A 14,785-nucleotide genomic window follows, 5' to 3' on the forward strand; every position below is an offset into this window, starting at 1 on the left:
GCACGATCGCGACCGCAGCCGGGTATCTCCCCCCGACCGCACCGGACATCACACGTTGGGGGAACAGCATGCGCGTCCGCACCGCCCTGGTGGGCACCACCGCCCTGCTCCTGTCGGCGGCCCCGGCGGGCCCGGCCGTCGCGGCCGGGCCCGCCGCGGACGGCCGCTCCGCCGGCGCTCACGCCGCCACCCGCCGGGCGATCGAGGCCGCGGTCGCGGCCGGGGCGCCCGGGGCGACCGTCACCGTCCGGGACACCCGCGGCACCTGGTCGGCGACCGCGGGCGTGGGCGACGTCCGCACCGGCGCGCCGCGCTCGGCCGCCGACCACTACCGGGTCGGCAGCATCACCAAGACCTTCGTGGCCACCGTCCTGCTCCAGCTCGAGGCGGAGGGCCGGCTCACCCTCGACGACACCGTGGACACCTGGCTGCCCGGGCTGCTGCGGGGCCACGGCCACGACGGCCGCCGGATCACCCTCCGGCAACTGCTCGACCACACCAGCGGCATCTACGGCTACACCTCCGACGACGACTTCGTGCGCACCTACTTCCTCGCGGACGGCTTCTTCCGGCACCGCTACGACACGCTCACCCCGCGGGACCTGGTGGCCATCGCCATGCGGCACCGTCCGGACTTCGCGCCGGGCACGTCCTGGAAGTACTCCAACACCAACTACGTCGTCGCCGGCATGGTGATCGAGAAGGTGACGGGCCACTCGTACGCCACCGAGATCACCCGGCGCGTCATCCGGCCGCTGCGGCTCACCGCCACCTCCCTGCCCGGCACCCGGGTCACCGTCCCGCGGCCCAGCGCCCGCGCCTACTCCAAGCTCGCCACGGCCGCGACGGGCCCGACCTACGACGTCACCGAACTGAACCCCTCCATCGCCTCGGCGGCCGGCGAGATGATCTCGGACTCGGCGGACCTCGGCCGCTTCTACTCCGCCCTGCTGCGCGGCAGGCTGCTCCCGCCCCGGCAGCTCAAGGAGATGAAGACCACCGTGCCGACCGGCGACCCCTCCGGCACCCGGTACGGGCTGGGCCTGACGGACACGACGCTGAGCTGCGGCGTGCACGTCTGGGGCCACGACGGCGCCATCCACGGCTCCGCCTCCTCGGCGGTGACCACGGCGGACGGCCGGCACTGGCTCGCGCTCAACCTCAACGGCGACTGGACGGGCGGCGCCGGCGCCGTCGTCGAGAAGGAGTTCTGCGAGAAGCCGTCCCGGGTCCCGGCCCAGCCGTCCCGGGTCCCGGCCCAGCCGTCCCGGGTCCAGGCCCAGCCGTCCTAAGTCCCGGCCCTGGGCAGCACCACCACGTACGCGGCCGGGTCGCGGTCGCCGGACGCCATCAGGGCCGTCCTGACCACTGCCGCCTGCTGCTCCGTGGACTCGGCGAGTTTGCGCGGGGTGACGTGGACGACCGTGATCCCCAGCCGCTCCAGGTGCTCCCGTTTGCGGACGTACTCCGACCACATCGCGTCCTCGTCCCGGCGGGGCGCACGGGTGTCCAGCTCCACCGCGACGGCCTGCTCGGGCCAGTACGCGTCCAGGCCGCCGAGGTGGGGGCCGCCGGGCAGGCGCAGGTCGACGTTCCAGACCGGGTCGGGCAGCCCGTACTCGCGGACCATCCGGTACAGCCGGTCCTCCGCGACCGCCCGGCCCTCGGCCACCAGCGAGTCCACCGCGCCCGTCACGTGCGGTCGGTTCAGCAGCCTCGCCCGGGTCAGCTCGCGCACCACCGCCGCCGGTTCGCAGTGGCCGTCGCGCACCGCCTCGGTCAGCAGCCGGCGCACCAGGCCCGCGTCCGTCAGCTCCGCCACCGCGTCCGCCAGCGCGCGCGGCACCGGCGCCACCGGCAGGCCCGTCACCGCCACGGGCGTGGGCAGGTCCGGGACGCGCAGCACGCGGACGTAGCCCGTGGTGCGCAGCCGGCGCAGCCGCGGGACCAGGACGTCGACGCGTTCCAGGGAGAGCAGCGGAGGGGTGGCGGCGAAGCCGTGCAGGGTGAGCGCCGCCAGACCGGTGATCATCGTCTCCTGGTACGCCGGGCGGTGCGGGTCGCCCGCGCCGGGCTGCGTCGGCACGCCCGGGGCCGATTCCCGCGCCGCGTACAGCAGCGCGCCGTGCAGCCGCTCCTCGCTGGTGGGCGGCCCGGTGTGGAGCAGGACCACGTTCGGCAGCAGCAGGTGCCAGGCGCCGCCGGGGCGGCACTGCTCGTTCAGCTCGGCCGTGGAGACACCGTGGGAGCGGAGCTGAGCGGCCGTCATGATGCGCCGGCCGGCCTCGGGGAGGTGGCGCAGGGTGCGGGGGGAGAGCGGGGTGTTGTGCGTCATGGCGTCGACGTTCCCGCGCTTCGTCCCCCCTGTAACCGCTGTTACACGGTCGTCGAGGAATGCGGACAACCCGGCCCTAAAGGACGGGTGTTCGGGTGCCGAGTAGGCACGGGAAACCCCTGGTCCGATCGGGTCCGGACCAGGGGTTACGGCTGCTATTGACTGAATTCCGTAACGGTCACCGAACGCGGAATCCTTGGCCAGGGCTCATCGGCCGGCCGCCGCCTCGTCGCACTCCTGTGCGCGCAGCGCCCGCGCCAGATCGTCCCGCGCCTCCAGCACCAGACGGCGCAGCGCCGGAGCCGCGTCCGCGTGCGCCCCGAGCCAGGTGTCGGTCGCCTCGAGCGTCTCCGGCCGGTCCTGGAGGGCGGGGTACAGGCCGCGCACGACGTCCATGCCGATCTGGATCGACCGCTCCCGCCACACCCGCTCGATCGCCGCGAAGTACTTCTGCGCGTACGGCGCGGTCAGCTCCCGCTGGGAGGGCAGGCCGAAGCCCGCGATGGTCGCCTCCACGAGCGCGTTGGACAGCGCGTCGGACTCCACCACCTGCGCCCAGGCCTGCGCCTTCACCGCCGCAGACGGGCGGGCCGCCAGGCAGCGGACCTGGTGCCGCTTGCCGGACGCCGTGTCGTCGCGGGCCAGTTCGGCCGCGAGCACCGCCTCGTCCGCCGCGCCGTGCGCCGCCAGCGGCTCCAGGAACGCCCAGCGCAGCTCCTGGTCCACCGCCAGTCCTTCGACCGTCTCCGTGCCGTCCAGCAGGTCCTTCAGCAGGGCGAGGTCCGCCTCCGCCGAGGCCACGGCGGCGAAGAAGCGCGCCCAGGCGAGCTGCTGCTCGCTGCCCGGACCGGCCGCCCGCAGCTCGCGCAGCGCGCCCTCGGCCACCAGCCGTTCACCGTTCGCCCGCCACCCGGGCGCCGCGTAGTGCACCAGCGCCGAGTTCGCCCAGGCGTGCAGCATCTGCAGCACGCCGATGTCGGACTCGCGGCCCGCGAACCGCAGCACCAGGCCGACGAAGTCCCGGGCCGGCAGCAGGGCGTCGCGGGTGAGGTTCCACAGCGCCGACCAGCACAGGGCGCGGGCCAGCGGGTCGGTGAGCGCGCCCAGGTGCTCGCGCAGCGTGGTCAGCGAGGTCTCGTCGAAGCGGACCTTGCAGTACGTCAGGTCGTCGTCGTTGACCAGCACCAGCTCCGGGGCCTGCGCGCCGGCCAGCTCCGTCACGACCGTGCGCGGGCCCTCGACATCCGTCTCCACGCGCGCGTAACGCTCCAGCGCGCCCTCGGGGGTGCGCCGGTACAGGCCCACCGCCACCCGGTGCGGACGCAGCTCGGGGTACGCCTCGGGCGCCTCCTGCAGCACGGCCAGCTCGGCGATCCGGCCGCTCTCGGTGTCCAGCAGCACCTGCGGGGTCAGCGAGTTGACGCCGGCCGTCTGCAGCCAGGAGCGGGCCCACACCGTCATGTCCCGGCCGCTGGTCTCCGCCAGCACCGACAGCAGGTCGCCCAGGCGGGTGTTGCCGTAGGCGTTGCGCTTGAAGTAGCGGCGGGCGCCCTCGAGGAAGGCGTCCTGGCCGACGTACGCCACCAGTTGCTTGAGCACCGAGGCGCCCTTGGCGTAGGTGATGCCGTCGAAGTTGAGCTTGGCGTCCTGCAGGTCGCGGATGTCCGCCGTGACCGGGTGCGTGGAGGGGAGCTGGTCCGCGCGGTAGGCCCAGGCCTTGCGCCGGTTGGCGAAGGTGATCCAGGCGTCGGTGAAGCGGGTCGCGCCGACGTTGGCGAACGTGCCCATGAAGTCCGCGAAGGACTCCTTCAGCCACAGGTCGTCCCACCACTCCATGGTGACCAGGTCGCCGAACCACATGTGGGCCATCTCGTGCAGGATCACGTTGGCCCGCGCCTCGTACGACGCCTGCGTCACCTTCCCGCGGAAGATGTACTCCTCGCGGAAGGTCACCAGACCCGGGTTCTCCATCGCCCCCAGGTTGTACTCCGGCACGAACGCCTGGTCGTACTTCCCGAACGGGTACGGGTAGTCGAAGTGGTCGTGGAAGAAGTCCAGGCCCTGCTTGGTGACCAGGAAGACGTCCTCGGCGTCGAAGTGCGGGGCGAGACCCTTGCGGCACATCGCGCCGAGCGGGATCTCCAGCTTCGTCCCGTCCTCGAGGACCCGCTCGTAGTGGTCCGTCACATAGTGGTACGGCCCCGCCACCACACAGGTGATGTACGTCGAGATCGGCTTGGTCTCGGCGAACCGCCACACGCCGTCCGTGAGTTCCCCGGCGCCGTTGCTCCACACCGTCCAGCCCTCGGGCGCCCGCACCTCGAAGCGGTACGGGGCCTTCAGGTCCGGCTGCTCGAAGTTCGCGTAGACCCGGCGGGCGTCGGCCGGCTCGTACTGGGTGTAGAGGTAGACCTCGCCGTCCTCGGGGTCGACGAAGCGGTGCATGCCCTCGCCGGTGCGGGAGTAGGCGCACTGCGCGTCGACCGTCAGCTCGTTCTCGGCGGCCAGGTCCTCCAGGGCGATCCGGGAGCCGTCGAAGACCTCCCCGGGGTCCAGGTCCTTGCCGTTGAGCACGACCGAGGTCACGCCCGGCGCGATCAGGTCGGCGAAGCTGGAGGCGCCCGGCTCGGTGCAGCGGAACCTGATCGTCGTCACCGAACGGAAGGTGCGCGGCTCGGCGCCCCCGTCCCCGACGGCGGACCGCAGGTCCAGCGCCACCTCGTAGCCGTCCACGGACAGCAGGGCGGCCCGCTCCCGGGCCTCGTCGCGGGTCAGATTCTCACCGGGCACGTCGTGGCACTCCCTCATGGTCGCTCGGACACCTCACAACAGGACCGATCCTGCCATGCGCACCTGACACGGCACATCAGGGGAAACCCTCGACACGGCGGGGCCGGGAATGGCGGGGACGCCGGGACTGTTGCCGTTCCAAAAGACCTTCGCTGAGGAGAAGCATGTCCGAGACCGCGACCCCCTCCGGCAAGACCCCCGTTGACTTCTGGTTCGACCCGCTGTGCCCCTGGGCGTGGATGACCTCCCGCTGGGTGCTCGAGGTCGAGAAGGTCCGGGACATCGAGGTCCGCTGGCACGTCATGAGCCTCGCGGTCCTCAACGAGAACCGGCTCGACGAGCTGCCCGAGGAGTACCGGGACATGCTCGCCACCAAGGCCTGGCAGCCGGTGCGCGTGGTCACCGCGGCCTGGCAGAAGCACGGCGAGGACATCCTCGGCCCGCTCTACACCGCGCTCGGCACCCGCATCCACAACAACGGCGAGGGCCCCACCCTGGAGGCCGTCGCGGGCGCGCTCGCGGACGTCGGCCTGCCCGCCGAGCTGATCGAGTACGCCGAGCAGCAGGACTTCGAGTTCGACGCCGAGCTGCGCGCCTCCCACAAGGAGGGCATCGAGAAGGTCGGCCAGGACGTCGGCACCCCGGTCATCGCGGTGCCGGGCGCCGACGGCGAGCAGATCGCCTTCTTCGGCCCGGTCGTCACCCCCGCCCCCAAGGGCGAGGAGGCGGCCCGCCTGTGGGACGGCACCCTCGCGGTCGCCTCCGTGCCGGGCTTCTACGAGATCAAGCGGACCCGTACCAAGGGCCCTGACTTCAGCAACCTGTAAGGCCCGCACAGAGCCGGAGGGCCCCCGCGAGTCCTGTCCTCGCGGGGGCCCTCCTTCCACCCGCCCGCCGTCGTGAAGGGTGAGAAGACGATCACGAGGCGGGGCGTTCTCAGGGGGCGGGCAGCAGCGCGTCCGCGCGGGACCTGGCGGCCGCGAGGCGCCTGGCCACGTCCTGCCAGTTCACGACCCGCCACATCGCCTCGACGAAGTCCACCTTCTGGTTGCGGTACTGCAGGTAGAAGGCGTGCTCCCAGGCGTCGAAGACGAGGATCGGGGTCGAGCCCTGGCCGACGTTGCCCTGGTGGTCGTAGACCTGCTCCACGATGAGCCGGCCGCTCAGCGGCTCGTACGCCAGCACGCCCCAGCCCGAGCCCTGGGTGGTGGCCGCGGCCTTGGAGAGCTGGGTCCGGAAGGCGGCGAAGGAGCCGAACGACTCCTTGATCGCGTCGGCCAGCCCGCCCACCCCGTCGGCGGCGAGGGGCTCGCCGCCGCCCTCCGCGGGACCGGTCATGTTCTGCCAGTAGATGCTGTGCAGGATGTGCCCGGAGAGGTGGAAGGCCAGGTTCTTCTCCAGGCCGTTGACCGATCCCCAGCTCTCCTTCTCCCGCGCCTCCGCGAGCTGCTCCAGGGTGTCGTTGGCGCCCTTCACGTAGGCCGCGTGGTGCTTGTCGTGGTGCAGCTCGATGATCTCGGGGCTGATCACGGGGGCGAGCGCGGAGTAGTCGTAGGGCAGGTCGGGCAGCGAGTACACGGGCATGGGCGGGTCCCCTCCGAACCTTATTGCAAGTCTCTTGCAACTACACGCTAGCAACAACAAGCCGGGAGCACGCGAAGGCCCCCGCGTGTCGCACGCGGGGGCCTTCGGGAAGCGGACCGGGGCGGGGCCGGGTCAGCGCGCGGCGCGAGCCCGCTGCCAGGCGTAGCCCACGGCCGCGAGGACCAGCGTCATCCCGCCGGTCGACAGCAGCTGCAGACGGGTGTCCGGCTCCCGGGCCATCAGGACGAAGATCGCCGCCATGCTGGCCAGCGCGACCCAGGTGAGGTACGGGAACGCCCACATCCGCACGACCAGCTTCTCGGGCGCCTCCCGCTCGATGCGGCGGCGCAGCAGCAGCTGGGAGACCGCGATGAAGATCCAGACGACCAGGATCACCGCGCCGATCATGTTCAGCAGCCAGGCGAACACGTCGTCCGGCCGCCAGTAGCTGAGCAGCACGCACCCGAAGCCGAAGACAGACGAGGTGAGGACGGCGATCCGCGGCACCCCGCCGGAGACCCTGGCCAGCGCCTTCGGGCCCAGGCCGCGCTCGACCAGCGAGTAGGCGATGCGCGAGGAGCCGTAGATGTTGGCGTTCATCGCCGAAAGCAGGGCCACCAGGATGACCACGTTCATCACCTGGCCGGCGCCGGGGATGCCGATCTGCCGCAGGGCCGCGACGTACGGGCCGTCCGTCACGACGGACTTCGCGTTCCACGGCACCAGGGTCACGATGACCGCCATCGAGCCGATGTAGAACAGGGCGATCCGCCACATCGCGGTGCGCACCGCGCGCGCCACGCCCTTGACCGGGTCGTTCGACTCGGCCGCGGCGATGGTGACCGTCTCCAGGCCGCCGTAGGCGAAGACCGAGGCCAGCAGTCCGACCACCAGGCCCTCGCTGCCGTTGGGCAGGAAGTCGCCGAGGTGGGAGGCGCCGGGGGAGGGGGTGCCGGGCAGCACGCCCGCGATGGCCAGCACGCCGAGGACCAGGAACAGGCCGATGGCGCCGACCTTGAGGGCCGCGAACCAGAACTCGAACTCGCCGAAGTTCTTCACGGCCGCGAGGTTCGCACCGCAGAACACCACCATGAACAGGGCCACCCAGACCCACTGCGGGGTGCCCGGCAGCCAGCCCTGCACGATGTTCGCGGCGCCGATGCCCTCCAGGCCCACCGCGGTGCACAGCAGCACCCAGAAGGACCAGCCGGCGGTGAATCCGGCCCACGGGCCGATCGCCCGCTCGGCGTGCGCGGAGAACGACCCCGAGGACGGGTAGGCGGCCGACATCTCGCCGAGCATCCGCATCACCAGCATGACCAGCAGGCCGGAGACCGCGTAGGCGACGACGACGGAGGGCCCGGCGGCCGCGATCCCGGCGCCGGAGCCGACGAACAGGCCGGCGCCGATCACCCCGCCGAGGGCGATCATCGACAGGTGTCGCTGCTTGAGGCCGTGGGAGAGGGAGTCGCCCGACCGCTGGCGCGGTGGCGTCTCGAGGGTGCTGTGGGGCATGGGCGCGGCTCGTCCAGTCGTCGGCGGCGAAAACCCAGCCAGTCTGGGCGGCCCGTTCGCTTCCGCGAAGAGGCCGCCCAGCATGCGGACGCGCGCTGTACGGAGGGTGATATTCCGGTTACGCGGCGACCGGGGTGTAGTGCGAGGCGTCGCCCTCGATGGAGTAGCTCTCCTTGCCCTCGACGCCGACCGGGATGTCGCCGGCGGCGGTCACCCGGTGCAGCCGGCGCGGCCGCCCGTCGTAGTTGTCGATGGCGTAGTGCTGGGTGATGCGGTTGTCGAAGAGCACGAGCTGGTTCTCCGACCAGCGGTGGCGCAGCACGTTCTCGGGGCGGGTGACGTACGCCTGCAGCAGGTCGAGGATCTTGCGGGACTCGCCCACCGAAAGCCCCACGATCCGCTGCGCGAACCCGCCGATGAACAGCCCGCGCTCGCCGGTCAGCGGATGGACGCGGACCACCGGATGAGCGGTGCGGTACTTGATCGAGGTGAACTGGGCGCGCTGGGCGGCCTGCTCCTCGTCGATCGCCTCGTCCGGCACCGCGTAGTCGTAGTCGTTGGTGTGCTCCGCCCACAGGGTGTCGGCGAGCCGGCGCAGCGGCTCGGGCAGGTCGCGGTAGGCCGCCGCCGCGTTGGCGATCAGGGTCTCGCCGCCGTACGGCGGGACCGTGATCGAGCGCAGGGTGCTGGCCTGCGGCGGGTTGAGCACGAAGGTGACGTCGGTGTGCCAGTGGTTGGCGCGGCCCCGCTCGCTGTCCACGGGCAGCACGTTCGGGGAGCCGTCGACGGCGCCGACCGTCGGGTGGGCGGTGGTGAGGTCGCCGAGGTGGCGGACGAAGGCCTGCTGGCCGGCGTCGTCAAGGCGCACGTCGTCGAAGACGAGCGCCTTGTGTGCGTTCAGGGCCTCGCGGATGCCGGCGACCTGCTCCGGGGCGAGCGGCCGGGAGATGTCGACGCCGGAGACCCGGGCGCCGATGCGAGCGGTGACCTTGGTGATCTCGAGGGACATGCGCGGTGGTCCTTTCAGACGAGGGCGGGCGTGAGGTACTGGTTGGCGGGGCGGGGCAGGCCGTAGCGCTCCCGCAGGGTCCGGCGCGGGCCGTACTCGGTGCGCAGCAGGCCGCGCTCCCGCAGGACCGGCACGACGTGCTCGACGAAGGCCTCAAGACCGGAGGGGAGCACGGCGGGCATGATGTTGAAGCCGTCGGCGGCGCCCTGGGTGAACCAGGTCTCGATCTGGCCGGCGACCTGTTCGGGCGTCCCCGCGAAGGTGAGGTGGCCGCGCCCGCCGCCGAGCCGTGCGATGAGCTGCCGTACGGTCAGCCGCTCGCGCCGGGCCAGTTCGACCACCAGGGTGTAGCGGCTCTTGGCGCCCTCGATGGCGGACTCCGGCGGCAGGTCCTCGGGCAGCCGCTCGTCCAGCCCGAGGGTGCCGGGCTCCAGGTGCAGCAGGCTCTCCAGGCGGGCCCGGCCGTGCTCGGGGACGATGTGGTCCTCCAGCACCCGCTCGGCGGCCCGCGCCTCGGCCTCGGTCGCGCCGAGCACGGGGACGATGCCGGGCAGCACCTTGATGTGCTCCGGGTCCCGCCCCGCGCCGGCCGTGCGGGACTTGAGGTCGGCGTAGAAGGCCTGGGCGTCCGCCAGGGTCTGCTGGGCGGTGAAGACCGCCTCCGCGTACCGGGCGGCGAAGGCCTTGCCGTCCGCGGAGGAGCCCGCCTGCACCAGCAGCGGGTAACCCTGCGGTGAGCGCGGCACGTTGAGGGGGCCCTCGACGCCGAAGTACCTCCCCCTGTGCCGGGGCGGGTGGATCTTGCTGTCGTCGCCCCAGACGCCGGCCGCCTTGTCGGCGACGATCGCGTCGTCCTCCCAGCTGTCCCAGAGCTTCAGGGACACGTCGAGGAACTCGGCGGCGCGGGCGTACCGCTCGGCGTGCGCGGGCTCGGCGTCCAGGCCGAAGTTCCGGGCGGCCTCGCGGCCCGCGGTGGTGACGATGTTCCAGCCGGCCCGGCCGCCGCTGACGATGTCCAGCGAGGCGAACCGGCGGGCCAGGTTGTAGGGGGAGTTGTAGGAGGTGGAGGCGGTGGCGATCAGCCCGATGTGCTCGGTGGCGGTGGCCAGCGCGGTGAGCAGGGTGAGCGGTTCCAGGGCGCCGGCCGGCCGCTGGGCGAGGTTGCTCCACAACTGCGGGCCGTCGGCGAGGAAGAGCGAGTCGAAGGTGCCGCGCTCCGCGATCCGGGCCAGCCGCACGTAGTGGGCGAGGTCGACGTGCGCGTGAGGGTCGCTCTCCGGCAGCCGCCAAGACGCCTCGTGATGGCCGGTGTTCATCAGGAACGCGTTGAGGTGCAGTTTTCGCGTGGTCACTCGTGGTCCTCCGTGACACCGAGCGCGGCCAGCAGCCGCTCGCGGTACTCGCCCAGCACCGGCTCCCGGTAGGAGCGCGGGTGGGGGTGGTCGATGGTCAGGTCGAGGCCGATGCGGCCCCGGTCCAGGACGAGGACCCGGTCGGCGAGCACGATCGCCTCGTCCACGTCGTGGGTGACGAGCAGCACCGAGGGCCGGTGCCGCTTCCACAGCTCCCGCAGCAGGTTGTGCATCCTGATCCGGGTCAGCGCGTCAAGCGCGCCGAACGGCTCGTCGGCCAGCAGCAGTTCGGGCTCGCGGACCAGGGAGCGGGCGAGCGCGGCGCGCTGTGCCTCGCCGCCGGACAGCTCGCCCGGCCAGGCCCGCTCGCGGCCGCCGAGACCGACCTCTTCCAGGGCGGCCCGGCCGCGCCGCCCGGCGTCCTTGCCCTCGGCGCCGAGCAGGACGTTGTCCAGCACCCGCGCCCAGGGCAGCAGCCGGGAGTCCTGGAAGACCACCGACACCCGCTCGGGGGCGCTGAGCCGTCCGCTGCCGGCGACCCCGTGATCGAGTCCGGCGACGGCCCGCAGCAGCGTGGACTTGCCCGAGCCGCTGTGCCCGAGCAGGGCCGTGAACTGGCCGGCGGGCAGATCGAGGTCGATGCCGTCGAGGACCGTGCGGCCGCCGAACGACCGGGTCAGGCCCCGCAACCGTACTGCGGGCCGGGTCAGTTGCTCAGTGTGCGGCGCCACGACAGCACCCTCCGTTCCATGAGGCGGACCACGCTGTCGGAGACCAGGCCGAAGACGCCGTAGATCAGCAGGCCGACCAGGATGACGTCGCTCTGGCCGTAGTTCTGCGCCTGGAACATCAGGTAGCCGAGGCCGCTGGTGGCGTTGATCTGCTCCAGGACCACCAGGCCGAGCCAGGAGCCGGTGACGCCGAGCCGGAGTCCCACGAAGAATCCGGGCAGCGCCCCGGGGATCACCACCCGCCGCACGAAGGCGGCCCTCGACAGGCCCTGCACCTCGGCGAGTTCGACGAACCGGGTGTCGATGCCGGACAGCGCGGCATGCGTGTTCAGGTAGATGGGGACGTAGACGACGATCGCGATGATGGCGATCTTGAAGGTCTCGCCGACGCCCAGCCAGAGGATGAACAGCGGGATCAGGCCGAGGGTCGGGATCGCCCGGTTGAGCTGCACGGTCCCGTCGATCAGCGCCTCGCCGGCCCGGCTGAGCCCGGAGACCAGCGCGAGCAGCACACCGGCGCTCAGACCTATCGCGAAGCCGTAGGCGGCCCGCCGGAGCGAGGTGAGCACGTCCGTGGGCAGCGTGCCGTCGGACCACAGGCGGCCGGCGGTCCGCAGCACCGTCCAGGGCGCCGGTATCGCGCCGGGATCGAGGGCGCCGGCGGCCGAGGCGGCGGCCCACAGGGCGAGCACGGCGAGCGGGCCGGCGAGCCGGGCCGCCGGCAGCCGGCGCCCTGGGGCGAGCCGCCGGCGCCGGCGGACCTGGGGCGGTTCCGGGGCGGCGGGCGCCGCCACGGTGGTCGTGGTGGTGGTCACGGCGCTCACCTCCGGTACTCCGCCGGCACGGCCCTGGCGGCGATGGCCTCGAAGCGGTGGTCGAAGAGCGAGGAGACGTCGAACCTCTTGACGAACCCGCCCTCGGCGAGCAGGTCGGCCGTCTCCTGCTCCCACCTGATCGCCTCGTCCCAACTGGGCGGGAAAAGCGGCTTGTTGGCGAGCGCGGTGATGGACTTCGCCTGGTCGGGGGTCAGGTTCTGCGTCTTGACGTAGAACTCCTCGTCCCACACGTCCGGGTGCTCGTACTGCCACACCAGGCCCTTGGCCCAGTGCGGGATGTACGCGGCGACCGCCGCGGCCTTGGCCGGATCGGCGAGCACGGACCGCGGCGCCCACAGCAGGTTGAGCAGGTCGACCACGTCGGTCCTGATGACGCGGGCGCCCTTGCCGCCGTACTGCTTGAGGTAGGCGGGCGCCTGGCTGTTGCCGAGCGGGGCCACGTCGACCTGACCGGACTGCAGGGCGGTCAGGAACTGGTTGCTGGTCAGCGGGACCAGCGTCACCTGGTCGTACTTCAGGCCCGCCTTCTTCAGCGCCCGCAGCAGCACGACGCCCTGGGCCTGGCCCTGCGAGAAGGCGAGCCTCCTGCCGCGGAAGTCCCCGACCGTGCGGATGTCGCTGCCGGGCTTGGTGGCGAAGAGGTAGTTCGGCTTGCGGGTCACGTCGATCGCCACGATCCGCGCGTCGAAACCCTGGTAGTGCGCCTGGATCGGCGGGATGCCCGCGTTGTTGGCGAGGTCCAGGGACTTGGCGCGGAAGGCGTTGATGACGTCCGGGCCGGCCCCGATGTTGAGCCAGTCGGACACCTCGAAGGGCAGCGCGGGCAGTTTGGCCAGCTTGAACTGGAGCTGCTGGACGTTCTGGTAGGAGGAGATCTTCAGGCTGGTGCCGGCCGGGACCTTGGCCGCGAGGGGGCGGGTGAGGGCGCCCTCGGTGTCGGCGGCGGCGCTGCCGTCCGCGCAGCCGCTGAGACCCGCGACGGCGGCGGACGCGCCGAGCAGGGAGGTCAGGAACAGGCGGCGGTCGAGACCGGTGACAGGCGGAGCAGACATGGGAGGACTCCCTGGGTACGCACAGCGGGAAGGCAGGCGGGAAGAAGACGACGGAAGAGACGGGAAAGCGGACGGGAAGACACGCGCAATCACCGGCGGAAAGCCGGAGGAAAAGCTCAGGTAAGAGCTTTGTGAAAGAGAACTCACGCAGACGGAAACACGCGCTTCATGCGCGGCAACATGTCAGCAACAGTGGGTGCGACAGCTCGTGAGCGGGTTCATGACCAGCATGTTCGTGGCCTCCGCTGTCCCCTGTCAACATTCCGAGTTTCTGAATTAAATAGCCTCAGGTGACACGCCCAGCGGGTCCCGGAACAGCACGTCCAGCATCACCGAGCCACCCGCCACCGCCAGCACCGAATCCGGGAAACTCGTCGGCAGCACGGACGCCGCGCGCCGTTTTCCGGCCGCTTCCCGCAGCGCGCTCAGGCAGTCGTCGAAGCGCATGGCGCCCACCTCGGTCACCACGACCGTCTCCGGGTTGAGCACGTCCAGCAGCAGCCCGGCCGCCCGTCCGGTCGCCCGCGCCCGCTCCACCAGCAGCCGCCGGGCCACCGCGTCACCGGCCGCCGCCGCGGCCACCACGTGCATCGGGTTGCCCGAGCCGGCCACCCCGGCCGCCCTGGCCCGCCGGCACAGCGTGCGCTCGCTCAACTCGGCCTGCAGGCAGCCCGTACGGCCGCAGACGCACGGCTCGGTGCCGCCCGGCACCGGGAGGTGGGCGATCGCACCCGCCTGGGAGCGCGGCCCGTGGTGCACCTCGTCGTTGGTGGCGAACGCCGCGTCGACCATGTTGCCGACGAACAGGTGCAGCACGCTCCGGCTGCCCCGGGCCCGCCCGAACAGCCGCTCACCGCTGACCAGCGCCCGCGCGTGCCCGTCGACGTGGACCGGCAGGCCGGTGCGGTCCTCGAGCACCTGCCGCACCGGCACCTCGCGCCAGCCCAGCAGTTCGTGCTCGACGACGGTGCCCGAGTCCCGGTCCACCCAGCCGCCGGCGGCGACCCCGACCCCCAGCGGCCGGCGGCCCGGCGCCCGGGCGAGCAGTGCCGCGAGCTCGTCGGCGGCCCGGGCCAGCACCGGGCCCGCGTCCGGCCGTTCGTGCTTCAGCTCGCGCCGGGCCACCACCCGGCCCCGCAGGTCCAGCAGCGCGACCGTGGTGTACGGCACGGCCACGTGCACCCCGCCGACCACGAACCGCCGGGTGTCGAGGTCGACGGGGACGTGCGGCCGGCCCACGCCGTTCGAGCGGCGCGGCGCCGCCTCCTCGCGGAGCAGCCCGAGCGCGGCGAGCCGGGCGCAGTGCTCGGTCACGGCCGCGGGGGACAGCCCGGTCAGCCGGGCGACGGTGCTGCGGGCCACCGGTCCGTGCTCCAGCACGGACCGCAGCACGGCACTGGCACTCGTGCGCCGCCGGTCGCTGTCGGCGGCGCGGGGAACGGGGGAGACAAGGGTGGATGCCGCGGTACGGGGCATGGGGACCGTCCTCGGGAACGGGGCCGACACGTCTCGGAAGGCGAGGGCGCGCGGGGCGCGCCCCCTACCCCGGACGGCGACAGGTGGCCGTGCCCTGGCGTCGCA

12 protein-coding genes are annotated in these 14,785 nt (G+C 72.5%); 2 read left to right on the top strand and 10 right to left on the bottom strand.

Annotation, left to right across the window (positions count from 1 at the left end; all coding sequences use genetic code 11):
* The first annotated feature begins 68 nt into the window (after positions 1-68).
* Positions 69-1,292 (top strand): serine hydrolase domain-containing protein, encoded by a 1,224-nt coding sequence (locus ACFQ9Z_RS04105; RefSeq protein ID WP_383010473.1) that lies wholly within the window; start codon positions 69-71, stop codon positions 1,290-1,292.
* On the opposite strand, the gene ACFQ9Z_RS04110 is transcribed toward ACFQ9Z_RS04105, so the two are convergent.
* Positions 1,289-2,335, bottom strand: a complete 1,047-nt coding sequence (locus ACFQ9Z_RS04110; RefSeq protein ID WP_383010476.1) for a hypothetical protein — start codon at positions 2,333-2,335, stop codon at positions 1,289-1,291. The two genes, ACFQ9Z_RS04105 and ACFQ9Z_RS04110, sit on opposite strands and share 4 nt — an antisense overlap.
* Before the next feature lie 207 nt (positions 2,336-2,542).
* The gene (gene pepN, locus ACFQ9Z_RS04115; protein WP_383010479.1) at positions 2,543-5,125 is read right to left on the bottom strand and encodes an aminopeptidase N; all 2,583 of its coding nucleotides are present in this window, start codon (positions 5,123-5,125) and stop codon (positions 2,543-2,545) included.
* A gap of 164 nt (positions 5,126-5,289) precedes the next feature.
* On the opposite strand from pepN, the gene ACFQ9Z_RS04120 reads away from it, so the two are divergent.
* Positions 5,290-5,952, top strand: a complete 663-nt coding sequence (locus ACFQ9Z_RS04120) for a DsbA family protein (RefSeq protein ID WP_383010481.1) — start codon at positions 5,290-5,292, stop codon at positions 5,950-5,952.
* Between the two features lie 109 nt (positions 5,953-6,061).
* Here the strand turns inward: ACFQ9Z_RS04120 and ACFQ9Z_RS04125 are convergent, their stop codons facing one another.
* The 8 genes from ACFQ9Z_RS04125 to ACFQ9Z_RS04160 form a co-directional block, all read right to left on the bottom strand.
* The gene (locus ACFQ9Z_RS04125) at positions 6,062-6,709 is read right to left on the bottom strand and encodes a superoxide dismutase (protein ID WP_383010483.1); all 648 of its coding nucleotides are present in this window, start codon (positions 6,707-6,709) and stop codon (positions 6,062-6,064) included.
* A gap of 132 nt (positions 6,710-6,841) precedes the next feature.
* Positions 6,842-8,224 carry an amino acid permease gene (locus tag ACFQ9Z_RS04130; RefSeq protein ID WP_383010485.1) on the bottom strand — a complete coding sequence of 461 codons (1,383 nt, stop codon included), beginning with the start codon at positions 8,222-8,224 and terminating at the stop codon, positions 6,842-6,844.
* A gap of 118 nt (positions 8,225-8,342) precedes the next feature.
* Positions 8,343-9,233, bottom strand: coding sequence for a TauD/TfdA dioxygenase family protein (locus ACFQ9Z_RS04135; protein ID WP_383010487.1), 891 nt, complete (start codon positions 9,231-9,233; stop codon positions 8,343-8,345).
* 14 nt (positions 9,234-9,247) lie between these two features.
* Positions 9,248-10,585, bottom strand: a complete 1,338-nt coding sequence (locus ACFQ9Z_RS04140; protein WP_383010489.1) for an LLM class flavin-dependent oxidoreductase — start codon at positions 10,583-10,585, stop codon at positions 9,248-9,250.
* Positions 10,582-11,316 (bottom strand): ABC transporter ATP-binding protein, encoded by a 735-nt coding sequence (locus ACFQ9Z_RS04145; protein WP_383010491.1) that lies wholly within the window; start codon positions 11,314-11,316, stop codon positions 10,582-10,584. Before ACFQ9Z_RS04145 ends, ACFQ9Z_RS04140 begins: the two co-directional genes overlap by 4 nt.
* Positions 11,292-12,131 (bottom strand): ABC transporter permease, encoded by an 840-nt coding sequence (locus tag ACFQ9Z_RS04150; RefSeq protein WP_383010493.1) that lies wholly within the window; start codon positions 12,129-12,131, stop codon positions 11,292-11,294. Before ACFQ9Z_RS04150 ends, ACFQ9Z_RS04145 begins: the two co-directional genes overlap by 25 nt.
* 5 nt (positions 12,132-12,136) lie before the next feature.
* Positions 12,137-13,204, bottom strand: coding sequence for an ABC transporter substrate-binding protein (locus ACFQ9Z_RS04155; protein WP_383010496.1), 1,068 nt, complete (start codon positions 13,202-13,204; stop codon positions 12,137-12,139).
* Positions 13,205-13,480: 276 nt separating this feature from the next.
* Positions 13,481-14,680 carry an ROK family protein gene (locus ACFQ9Z_RS04160; RefSeq protein ID WP_383010498.1) on the bottom strand — a complete coding sequence of 400 codons (1,200 nt, stop codon included), beginning with the start codon at positions 14,678-14,680 and terminating at the stop codon, positions 13,481-13,483.
* Positions 14,681-14,785 lie beyond the last annotated feature (105 nt).

The organism is Streptomyces sp. NPDC056580, from assembly GCF_042793175.1.
In the GTDB taxonomy this organism is placed as follows: domain Bacteria; phylum Actinomycetota; class Actinomycetes; order Streptomycetales; family Streptomycetaceae; genus Streptomyces.

What these genes read in the sequence shown, in the direction of transcription:
- ACFQ9Z_RS04105 (WP_383010473.1), top strand. Translation starts at nt 69, where the DNA reads ATGCGCGTCCGCACCGCCCTGGTGGGCACCACCGCCCTGCTCCTGTCG.
- ACFQ9Z_RS04110 (WP_383010476.1), bottom strand. Translation starts at nt 2,335, where the DNA reads ATGACGCACAACACCCCGCTCTCCCCCCGCACCCTGCGCCACCTCCCC.
- ACFQ9Z_RS04120 (WP_383010481.1), top strand. Translation starts at nt 5,290, where the DNA reads ATGTCCGAGACCGCGACCCCCTCCGGCAAGACCCCCGTTGACTTCTGG.
- ACFQ9Z_RS04125 (WP_383010483.1), bottom strand. Translation starts at nt 6,709, where the DNA reads ATGCCCGTGTACTCGCTGCCCGACCTGCCCTACGACTACTCCGCGCTC.
- ACFQ9Z_RS04130 (WP_383010485.1), bottom strand. Translation starts at nt 8,224, where the DNA reads ATGCCCCACAGCACCCTCGAGACGCCACCGCGCCAGCGGTCGGGCGAC.
- ACFQ9Z_RS04135 (WP_383010487.1), bottom strand. Translation starts at nt 9,233, where the DNA reads ATGTCCCTCGAGATCACCAAGGTCACCGCTCGCATCGGCGCCCGGGTC.
- ACFQ9Z_RS04155 (WP_383010496.1), bottom strand. Translation starts at nt 13,204, where the DNA reads ATGTCTGCTCCGCCTGTCACCGGTCTCGACCGCCGCCTGTTCCTGACC.
- ACFQ9Z_RS04160 (WP_383010498.1), bottom strand. Translation starts at nt 14,680, where the DNA reads ATGCCCCGTACCGCGGCATCCACCCTTGTCTCCCCCGTTCCCCGCGCC.